Here is an 11,037-nt window from a genome sequence, read left to right as displayed (position 1 = left end):
GAGCTGTGTTCCCATTCGTTGGGAAGTCAGTTGATGAAGATCCGTGTGAATCATTATCTGAGTACATGTATTGTTCACTGTATTGATTTGGATACCAATACTGTAGCGTGCAATGTTTTAATTCATTATTGGTGAACTGTTCCAGTTCTTGACTTATTGGCTCTAATTTATACAGAGCACAAAATATGATTAATAATGGATATAAAACACTGGCTTCCGTAGCTTTATGTTTATAGCCATCATCAGACTTATCTTTTTTCTTATGTTCAAGAAGTTTTTCATAAGAATTATATATTGTTGGGTACATACCATTACTTTTGAAAGAAAAAATGCACCGATGAACAATTTCAGATAGCCAATTTTGTACGAAGTTATCATGCTCAGAGTTATTAGAAAGCAATGTTAAAGCGAGAGCTATATCAATAGCTTGTGAGTCTTTATATGGAGACAGTAGCATAGGATTACTAATGATTAATTGTTTAATTGATTTTGTTATTGCTTGAAGGCGAGAGCGTAACGTTTCCTGTTCTTCACTCTCTCCATCGATTGGAGGGGTTTTATCATAACTCTTGGCTAGTGAGTCTAAAATCCAGAGACCTTTGACCGACAAACGTCCTAGCACATCAAAAAGTTTAATGTTTACATCAATGGAGCAAGGTGATTTAACTGCATGGGAGAGAGCATATTTAAACTCAACATGTGGAATTAAATAGTGGTCTATATAACAATCAGTAATCTGCTGGTAAGTATCTAACATACTATCAAATGCAGTTGAAACCTTATTCCTTCCAGTGTAATAATCCTTGGCTTTATCCCATGATAAAAGCAATGCGTGTTCCGATGAAATATATGCGGACTCTAAGTTTTCACTATCTCGACACCATGCAAAAAGAACCCATAAGCAAATGTTTACTCGAATGATACATGACATAGTAGAATCTGCATCAAGGGCATGCAACAGAATGCTATCCAGCAACTGTGAGAAGTGTTTGATAGAACTATCCGGTTCTTCAAGTAATGCTAGAGATTTCCGCAATAATGCTTGATTAGAACTCGGTAATAGTTCTTCTTTTAGCAAGTGCCCTTGTATAAATTCTGAGAGCTTATCACCATTCCATTCTTCAAAGGAGATATTGTTCTTCGTATTTCGTTGTTCATAACCTGAGACCTCTTGCCTAATCCCTGAGTTAACATCGCCACCAAAGCACAAGCAAATTACTATTTGTTTATCTCTATGTTGAGGTGGTAGGCGACTAGGTATAAATGAGTCTTGAATTTCATCTAGAGAAGGTCTCAGAGCTTGATCTGTATTTCCGTTCCAAGTTTCACGCGTAAGGTTGCCAGATTTAACTGAGAATAAATAAACTTTCTCTTCCCCACCGTTTATCCGTCCAACGGCGGCGATATCGACACCATACTCCTTAACTCCACGTGTGGGAGAAATGAATACGTTTAGCCCCATACTGCTCAGCAAATCTGGCAGTACAGCATCTAATTCAGCTCGCTCTTTTAATGAAGCTAAATATTGCTTAAGAATTAATTTCATTTTTCATTCTCTCACAACGGAAAACTCTCAAAGAATAATCCAAGGATTCAGGATCTAAAATGTTTAGTGTTGGCAGCTCAGCAGAATGGGAGAAGGAATGAATTTGCATTTCCTGTCGTGAAGACTGCCCATCCATCTGATGAACATAATAAATTGAACTGTTGCCGTACAATAATCTTTTGGGTGTGGCAATCAGCCCTAAAAAGGAATTTTTTGATGCTTCCTCGTAGGATTTTTGCATATCTTTTTCAAAATCATTCCAATATAAGCCTATGTTTTTGCTTGGGGCTGACAGCTCTTTTAACCCTGACGCTCTTAATATGTATAAATTATGTGCCTCAAGCTTGTAAAGCAAAGATTTGCATGTGAACTCTTGTTCCTTATTATCTATGTATGCTTGGAAGAGTTTTTTTAGTTCACCTGGATAACTAAGAAGTAATGGATCGTATAAAATATCTTCGAGAGTTTCGATAGTATATTGATGAGCTGATCTTGATATAGACATAATGAAACTTGCCGTCGCTACAGGTCGTGTAAACAACCAACCTATAGCCTTACGACTAACAAATATTTTCTTCTCTTCATTGTCTAGCAGTGTCATGTCTGCATGTAGTTCAAAGTCTTTTTCAGCAACGTTATGGAGTAAAGTTGAAATGTTGTGACAGAGGGCTTTTTCCCCATATAAAAACCACTTTGTAATAATATGGTTGCGAAGGTTTGTATATTCACTTAGTAATTCTCTGGAAAAATAACTCAGTGATGTAATCTCTACACCGTATGATAAAATAGACTCCAAGAGCTCTATAGCAGTATCGTAGAGCTCTTTTTTTACCAAATTAACTAATAAGTAATCAATATCGCTTATTATATGACTCTGTTCTGGTGATATGGTGTGTAGCTGCTTAATTAGTAGTTTTTGAATGCTATCAGGGATACTTATTTGCTGGAAGGCAATTGTGTTGGAAATTGCATGAAGAATATTTGGTGATGCTCCTTCAACAAACGAAGCTAACAGACTCTCTATATGAGACCAGTATGATGGAAATTTATGCCCGAAGTGAACTATTGACCTAAGTATTGATGCTCGACAGCTATCGTCATGCTCATTGATAGCACTACTTTTTATTATGTCCCAGACACTGCCAGCCCAGTTTTCCGTGATATTTTTTCTTCCGAGTACACTATATGCTTGATTCCTTACCGCTTCATTGTCGTTAGCAATCAAAGCTTTTACAATCTGTATGCATTCAGCTATCTGCTCTGATTCATAAGCCATAATTGCGTAATAAATAAAAGGGGCATAAGAATCAAGTTCAGTTTGTTTTAGTATGAAATCTACGCTATCTTTTGGACGACCATTATCCACGCGACAAAAACATTCAAATGCCCCATAGACTATATGGCCACTGGCTAGGTCTGTTAGTTTGGTTAAGCATGGTAAAATGTCTTCAACTTTTGCCTTAATTGAAGGTAATGTAGTTTCAACTACACGCATAATCACATAAGGATTGTTTTTGTAAGATGTATCATTAACTGCTTCAAATATTTTTAAAAGATCGATCTCACCTGTATTGTGAAGTTCAGATAGAGCCTCTGTCAAAAATATGTCTTCTGATTTTATTTGTTTTCTGTATATCTCGTTAATTAGAATGAGTAGGTTTTCTACATTTCCTCTTTCATTTAGCAATGTACATCTGGTTTCTTCTAACGACATTATTCTTTTACCTCACTACATTACTATTAAGTAAGTGGTTACTTTGTAATATATGGGAAGGTAGGTCAAATGGAAATTTCTATATTTATGAGGTGGTTCGGTAAATTGTTTGACTTTTATATCTTGTAAAAAGGTGCTCTGCAAATGGTGCAATGCGCTGCGCTTATTGCACCCTACGTCTCTTCGTCAATCCGATGGGGTGGGGCGGCTGAGCACTGAGCCTTGCCAAAGCAACAAAAGGGGCGTTCTGCGCCCCGAATTCTTCTGATCTCCCCGCTTTATATCGCCGCCCGCTTGTCTGGCGCTGCCTGATTATCTACTGACTCACTACCAACACTCCTGTTTCGCCTCTCCATCAGGTCAGGCAGAAAAAGCCACCTTCACTCATACCTCGCCGCTTCCCAGGCGTGTATCGCCTGCTTGCGGGTTTCGCCCCAGTGATAGCCGCCGAGTTTGCCGTTTTGCTGGATGACTCTGTGGCAGGGGATCATCAAGGCGACGGGGTTGGCACCCACCGCCAGCCCCACGGCGCGGGCGGCTTTGGGGTTGCCGATGGCGTTCGCCACCTGGGCGTAGCTCACCACCTTGGCGGGCGGGATCTGCAGCAGCGCCCGCCAGACGCTGATCTGAAAGTTGGTGCCGCTCACGTGCAAGGAGATGGGGCGATCCGGCGCCTTGCTGCCCTCGAACATGGTGTGGATGACCCCTTGGGTGCGTGATGGCGCCTCCCTAAGTTCTGCCTCTGGCCAGTTGCGGGCGAGGTTGGCCAGCGGCGCGTCTGGGGCCTTTTCATCGAGAAACGAGAAGTTGCACACTCCCCGCGGGGTCAGGGCGACGAACGCCTGACCGAAGGGGGTATCGTGCACCCCGTGATCGATAACCAGCCCGGCCCCGTGCTGCTTGTACTCGCCCGGCGTCACCGCTTCGAGTTGAACGAAGTGATCATAGAGTCGCGAGCCGCTGCTAAGGCCCAGGGTATCGGCCACCTCAAGCAGGGGGCGCGACTCCTGCAGCAGCGCCTTGGCCCGCTCCAGAGTCAGCACCTGCAGATAGCGTTTGGGCGTCACTCCGGCCCAGCGGCTGAACAGCCGCTGGAAGTGAAAGGGACTTAAGTGCACGTGCGCCGCTATCTCGTCCAGAGTGGGCTGGCGCTCCACCTGACTTGCGATAAAACGGATGGCATCGGCGATACGGGCGTATTCAGACATAAGGCGCTCTCACGATAAGGTTTCGGTCGCAGGGTGTTGGGGGCGACAAGGTCATGTGCGACAAATTGATACCCCACCATCGGCCAGCAGGGCAATGCCGGTGGTAAAGCTGGATGCATCGGATGCGAGATAAAGGGCCGAATGGGCGATCTCCTCCGGTTGGGCCAGCCGTTTGAGGGCATGCATATTCTGCACAAAGGCGAGGCTCTCTGGCGTATTGGCAAAAGCCCGCCCCATGGGGGTGTCGGTGCCACCCGGCAGCAGGGCGTTGACCCGCACCCCTTGTGCCCCATACTCGGCAGCCAGCACACGGGTCAGGCCAATGAGGCCTGCCTTGCTCGCCGCATAGGCCGCCATGCCGGGCAGCCCCAGGGTATGGCCGACAAAGGTAGAGGTAAAAATAAGCGAGCCGCCGCCACGCGCCAGCATGGCGGGGATCTGGTACTTGGCTCCCACAAAGGCGCTGGTGAGGTTGGTATCCAGAATTTCCTGCCACTGCGCCAGTTCAAGGTCCTTTACGCTGCCCGGCGTGCCAGTGGTACCTGCGTTGTTGAAGGCGATATCGAGCCCGCCGAAACGGGTTAGCGCGAGATCAACAAGGTCGCGGGCGTAACTCTCGCTTTTCACATCTCCCGCCAGACTCACCGCCTGGCCCCCCTCATGGCGGATCTCCTCCACCAGCAGGTCCAGCTCGGGCTGGCGGCGGGCGCCGACGACGACGCAGGCCCCTTCGCGGGCAAACAGGATGGCGCTGGCGCGACCGATGCCGGAGCTGGCGCCGGTGATAATGGCGACCTTGTTAGACAGTAATGACATGGCAGTTCCCTCGCAGGTGTGTTGTGCGCCAAATCAGTGGGGCACAGGGTTGGCTGTGGGTTGGAACCCCAATAGGTTCCAACCGACTTTGGTTTGGCCCCCACTATGGCAACCACTCCTCGCCGGGACGACCCGAATCTTGCTCTCTTTCTCTCCAACTCGTTTTGCTACATGTCGATACAGGCCTTTGCGGCAACAAAAGGGGCGAACTGAGCCCCGAATTCTTTATAATGCCCCCCTTTAAAATCGCCGGACCCGAGTTCGGCGCGCGTTGATGGTCGCTGTGCCATCAGGCAGATCATCAGGATTGAGACACGGTTATGCATACTCTGGAACAGCTGCGCGCAGGTGAACTGTGCGGTGCCCGCCATCTGAAGCTCTCTGAAAATCTGACGGAGTTTCCCAGCGAGATTTTGAGCCTGAAAGAGACGCTGGAGGTGCTGGATCTCACCGGCAATCAGCTAAGCGCGCTCCCTGACGAGCTGGCCAGGTTTGGCAAACTGCGCATCATCTTCTGCTCCGAGAACCGCTTTACCGAGCTGCCCGAGGTGCTGGGGCGCTGCCCGGCGCTCACCATGGTGGGCTTTAAGGCCAACCGGATTGCCACTGTGTCGGCCAAGGCGCTGCCCGCCGGTTTGCGCTGGCTGATCCTGACCGACAACGCGGTGGAACAGTTGCCTGATGAGCTGGGCCAGTGCGACGCCCTGCAAAAGTTGATGCTGGCGGGCAACCGCCTGCGCGAGCTGCCGACGAGCCTTGCCAACTGCCGCAATCTGGAGCTGCTGCGTATCGCCGCCAACCGCATCGAACGCTTCCCCGAGTGGCTGCTCTCGCTGCCGCGCCTTTCATGGCTTGCCTACTCCGGCAACCCCTTTAGCGAAGGGGCGGAGGCGCGGGCCATCGATGATGCCCATGTCACGCCTCTTGCCTGGGAGACGCTGGCGCTGGGCGAGCTGCTGGGGCAGGGAGCATCCGGCGTTATCCATCGCGCCACCCTTGTGGCTAATCCTGCTGATGCAGTGACTCAGGCGAGCGACAGAGGCGATGACAGTCTGGTGGCGGTCAAGCTGTTCAAGGGGGCGGTGACCAGCGACGGGCTGCCCCGCTGCGAGATGGCGGCGTCGCTGGCGGCGGGCACTCATCCAAACCTTATCAAGGTGATAGGCAAGGTGGCGGATCACCCCTCCGGTATTCCGGCGCTGGTGATGGAGCTGATCGACCCGGCCTTTGCCAATCTGGCCGGGCCGCCTAGCCTGGACTCCTGCACCCGGGATGTCTATCCAGAGGGGCTGCATCTGAGTGTGCCGGATGCGCTGGCGATGGCCCACTGCATCGCCTCGGTGGCGGGCCATCTGCACCGCGCGGGCATCATGCACGGGGACCTCTACGGCCACAATATCCTGTTTACCCGCGGGCCTGACGCCCCGGCTCGCGCTCTGCTGGGGGATTTTGGCGCAGCTTCCTTATATGACCGCAGCGACCGCGAGCGGGCCGTGGGCCTTGAGCGGTTGGAAGTGCGCGCCTTTGGTTGCCTGCTGGAGGAGCTGCTGGCCCATTGCGATACGCAAGGCTCACCGCTTGATGGATTGCATCAGCTCAAAGCGGCCTGCCTCTCGGAACTCCCCGCCGAGCGCCCCGATTTTGCTTATATCGAGCGTCAGCTGGCGGCCGCTCGCACCACACTGTCGTGATCTTTCTGGCGTTGGCAGGCACGGTTTGGCCTGCCAACGCCACTCCTTTTATTCCTTCATCGCCATACACCCATGACGTTTTTGCATGGGGTGCTATGCCTTGTCCGTCATAAACGCAGCCAATAGCGCCGATTGCGACAGCGAGGTACAGGGCAAGGGGACGTCCCGCCATTCGCCCAATAACACGCAGAGACTGCGCGGCAAAAAGGGGAGGGGAGAGGGTTGCGCGGTGCCGGTTAAGTTGTGATATTGAGGCATCTTTAGTACAGAAGGGTAATAACGATGGAAGCTGCGTTTTGGCATCAGCGTTGGGAAGAGAACCGGATTGGCTTTCATCAGGCGGACTTCAACCACTGGCTGCAATCCTGGTGGTCAGCCCAGCAAGCGGACGAGCCGGTGCTGGTTCCCCTGTGCGGCAAGTCCCGCGACATGCTCTGGCTGAGTGCTCAGGGCCATCCGGTCGACGGTTTCGAGTTATCGAGCCTTGCCGTCAGCCAGTTCTTCAGTGAAAACAAGCTCGCCGCGACCGTGAGCGAAGTGGGCCCTTATCAGTGCCATCAGGTGGACAGCCTGCGCATTTTCCAGGGGGATTTTTTCGCCGCCCCCAGTCTGGGTCGCCGTTACCGGCTGGTCTATGACCGCGCGGCGCTGATCGCCCTGCCGACCGCGATGCGCCGCCAGTATGCAGCCCTGATCAGTTCGCTGGTCGAGACCGGTGGTCAGATCCTGCTGGTGACCCTTGAATATCAGCCGGAGCAGCAGACTCAGCCCCCCTTCTCTGTGGGGGAGATGGAGGTGCGGGCGCTGTTTGAACGTGATTTTCGCATCGAGGTGCTGGGGCGCGCCGCCGAGGTGGATCACCCGCGGGTGCTGTCGGGTCAGCTCTCCTACTTCGATGAGGTGGCCTACCGACTGGTTCGCCGTGGCTAACGGGCAGCTAACGGGCGGCCAAAGGGTGATCTGCGCCGACAAATCGTCGGGCTGTGCGCTCTTCGCTACCTCCTTTGACGTAGATCAACGTGACTGACGGGGGGAGTGCCTAATATGAGGCTGTTTCTCAATCACTGTTGGCATTGCAAAGCGAGTATCGGGTCTGTCCCGCTTGCTGATCAGCAACTCAGTGTCTGATTTTCACGCTCATGTTCACTTTTGGCGGCTTTGGTCGCAATTGTTATGGTTTTTCCAGCCGACCCAGATGGGTCGGCTTTTTATTGTCTGTGATTTGCGGTGGGAAGGAAAAACGGGGGATGTCGAGGCCTGATCAGGCCTCGAAGGTGGCGGCATTGAGCCGAAATGCCCGTGGATCGTCGATAAACTGGCCGGTGATCCGCTCGTCATGTTCGTGCCCCTGACCATAGCTGCAGAGGATCAGCCGATCGGAGGTGCGCGAACGCAGTTGGGTGATAAAGCGCACCAGATCGGCACGGCTCAATTTGCCCACCTCATCGCAGACCCGTTCCCGCTGATCGAACCCCAGATCCTTGTTGCCGATGCTGACCCACAGCCGCTGGCCGCGACTGCGCAGATTGGCATCTCGTTCGCTCAGCTGGGCTTGCAGTCCCGCCTTGCTCTCCTGCCACTGCTGCTCGGTGAATTCGAGCATGGCGAGCGGGAAGAGGTCGATAAACTCCTCCACCGCATCGAGCAGGATCTGCGGCCCCGCCACTGGCGACTGGATATAGAAGATCAGCCCCGGATGGCGATTGAGGGGCAGGTTGCCGGCACCCACCACATACCCCAGTTGCTGGCGGGTGCGCAGCTCGTGGAAGAAAGTAGAGGACATGATGTGGTTTGCCAGGGTGAAGCAGGCGAGATCCCGCGCCCGGGTGGTACGGGACTGGTAGTAGACCAGCAGTGCCGAGTCTTCGTGATCACAACCCTGCTCGCGAATAAGGGTGCCTCTGTCTTGAATGGAGATGAGCGGGCGACGGGTCTCGCCGCTCGGCTTGCTGCTGGTGCCATTGATATCGCTCAGGTGACGCTCCATCAGGGCGGCCAGCTCCAGCGCTTCGGCGGCAGTCCAGTCGCCGTGCACCAGTGCCTCGACATGCACCTCGCCAAACAGCTGGGCCACGAAGCCGGGCATCTCCTCCAGCTCGACGGTGCGCAGGTGGCGCAGCAACTGCTCGAACGGCGGGTTGTTGGGTTGTAGCAAACTGGTGAGCTGGTTAAAGAGCTGGGAGATGGGGCGCGCCTTGGACTGGTTGTCCCAGTTGCGAATGAGCTGCTCCTTGATCTCGGCGAAGCGGCCCGGATCCGGATACCCCAGGGTGCGGTTGCCGAGGATCATGTCGAGCAAGAGTGGCTGCTTGTCGGCAAAGCCGCTCAGGTTGATGGTAAAGCCCCCCTGATGGGCATAAATCTGGTAACCCAGTCCCGCCAGCTCCGCCGGATAGGTGAGGGCGTTGAGGTGGTCGGCCAACAGCTCCACGGCGAGGCGCGCCATGGCGATATTGCGCGGATTTTTGACCGCATGTTCGCTGTCGATGGAGATATAGAGATTGCCCTTGGGCACGCTGAACAGGTGCTCATGGAGGTGCCATAGGCGAAAACCGGGGCGATCGATAAGGCAGGCGGGCATGTCGGCGGCAAGCTCTGGCGTGCGCGGATCGAGCCTACTGCTGATAAAGGGGTTGGGCTTGGGCAGCGCCAGCGCCGGATCCGGCTCGCTCTGCTGCCAGCGAATTTTCTCGGCCTCGGTAATGGTCGCCACGCTGTAGGGGGTCTGATACCAGCGGGCCAGCCGATCGGTCGCCACTTCCGGCGCAGTGATGGTGATACGCAAATTGTGCGGGGTGAGCTTGGCGAGGAAGCGGCGGATCAGCCCCTCGTCATATTCGCGCATCATGTAGTCGCCGTAGAGCAGATCCTCAGGTTTGTAGCTAAAGAGGTTGAGCACCAACCCCGACACCGTATCGAGGGGGCGGCCGCGCTCCTGAAAGCGGAACGCCGATTCGAGCACGGTCCGTTTTTCGTCATAGCGCCAGCTCTGCAGCCCTTCGCGGCCAATCAGTTTCAGATAGCCAAACAGGGCGGCGAGGATGTCGTCCACATGTTCGAGGCCCAAAGGGGTGAGGCCGAAGTTGACGCCAAAATCCTTGAAGTTGGCGCCGCTGATGCCACCACCTGCCGAGAGCTGGTTGACCCACCCTTTCGCCTTGAGCAGGGAGAGCAGGCTGCCATCCCCCTCATAACCAATCAGATGGCTCAGGAAGGTGAGGGGCTTTTTGTCGTAAAACTCGTCCACATTGGGCAAGGGGAAGCTCAGCGACAGCTTGCGGGTCTCCTTGACCGGGTTGATGTGGATGCGCACGCCGAGATCGTCGAGCCGGTAGAGTGGCATGGTGAGGGTCGGGGTTCCCAAATTGCGATTCAAAATGGGAGCAAAGTAGCGACAGCACCACTGCAACTGGGTATCGATGGATTCCGGCGAGATCATCACCAGCGCCATGCGATCCGCGCTGTAGTGGCTTTCGTAAAAACGGATAAGGTCGGAGCGCAGATCCCGTCCCGGCAGATCGGCCAGGGTATCGAGGTTGCCCACCGAGAACTTGGAGAAGGGGTGCGCCGGGTTGATCGTCTCTTTATGCACCTGATAGCTGCGGCGCATGTCATCCTGCAGCTTGAGGCGATACTCGGAGTCGACCGCGTTGCGCTCCTTGTCCACCCACTCCGGATCAAACGTGGGGCAGATAAAGAACTGGGAGAAGCGATCCAGCCCTGCTTCGAAGAAGCCGTTGTCGATCTCGAAGAAGAAGTTGGTGAACTCGGTACCGGTCCAGGCGTTGTTGCTGCCGCCATGACGGCTCATAAATTGCTGGTACTCACCAGGCTTGGGGTAGGTGCAGGTGCCGAGAAACAGCATGTGCTCCAGAAAATGGGCCATTCCCTGCCGGTCGGCGGGATCGTCAAAATGGCCGGTATTGACCGCCAGCGAGGCGGCAGATTTGTCTGTGTCGGGATCACAAATCAACAAGACCCTGAGCCGGTTGGCCAGCTCCAGAAAATGGTATTGCCGATGGTCATTGGGACTGGCATATGGGCTCATTGGCGTGTGACTCA

7 protein-coding genes are annotated in these 11,037 nt (G+C 53.4%); 2 read left to right on the top strand and 5 right to left on the bottom strand.

Features of this window, described 5'->3' with window-relative positions; all coding sequences use genetic code 11:
* From VF684_RS17740 to VF684_RS17725, 4 genes are all read right to left on the bottom strand, one after another.
* Window positions 1-1,546, bottom strand: a 1,546-nt coding sequence (locus tag VF684_RS17740) for a hypothetical protein (RefSeq protein WP_440174353.1), incomplete at its 3' end; no start/stop codon positions are given.
* Entirely contained in the window at window positions 1,530-3,260 is a 1,731-nt protein-coding gene (locus tag VF684_RS17735) for a hypothetical protein (protein ID WP_376898466.1), read from the bottom strand. The genes VF684_RS17740 and VF684_RS17735, both read right to left, overlap by 17 nt.
* A gap of 380 nt (window positions 3,261-3,640) precedes the next feature.
* Entirely contained in the window at window positions 3,641-4,468 is an 828-nt protein-coding gene (locus VF684_RS17730; protein WP_376898465.1) for a bifunctional transcriptional activator/DNA repair enzyme AdaA, read from the bottom strand.
* A 51-nt stretch (window positions 4,469-4,519) separates the two neighbouring features.
* A complete protein-coding gene (locus VF684_RS17725; RefSeq protein WP_376898463.1) occupies window positions 4,520-5,284 on the bottom strand; it encodes an SDR family oxidoreductase in 765 nt (254 codons plus the stop codon).
* Window positions 5,285-5,604: 320 nt separating this feature from the next.
* On the opposite strand from VF684_RS17725, the gene VF684_RS17720 reads away from it, so the two are divergent.
* Window positions 5,605-6,975, top strand: a complete 1,371-nt coding sequence (locus VF684_RS17720) for a leucine-rich repeat-containing protein kinase family protein (protein WP_376898461.1) — start codon at window positions 5,605-5,607, stop codon at window positions 6,973-6,975.
* A gap of 282 nt (window positions 6,976-7,257) precedes the next feature.
* Window positions 7,258-7,905 (top strand): thiopurine S-methyltransferase, encoded by a 648-nt coding sequence (locus tag VF684_RS17715; RefSeq protein ID WP_279475428.1) that lies wholly within the window; start codon window positions 7,258-7,260, stop codon window positions 7,903-7,905.
* Window positions 7,906-8,236: 331 nt separating this feature from the next.
* Here the strand turns inward: VF684_RS17715 and VF684_RS17710 are convergent, their stop codons facing one another.
* Window positions 8,237-11,023: an insulinase family protein gene (locus VF684_RS17710; protein ID WP_279458714.1), complete on the bottom strand. Its 2,787-nt coding sequence runs from the start codon at window positions 11,021-11,023 to the stop codon at window positions 8,237-8,239.
* Window positions 11,024-11,037: the final 14 nt, after the last annotated feature.

Origin of the sequence: Aeromonas sp. Lyrl_2 (assembly GCF_051948815.1) — a bacterium.
In the GTDB taxonomy this organism is placed as follows: domain Bacteria; phylum Pseudomonadota; class Gammaproteobacteria; order Enterobacterales; family Aeromonadaceae; genus Aeromonas; species Aeromonas veronii.
The sequence above is the reverse complement of the archived record's forward strand: the minus strand, read 5'-3'. Positions and strand labels throughout refer to the sequence as shown.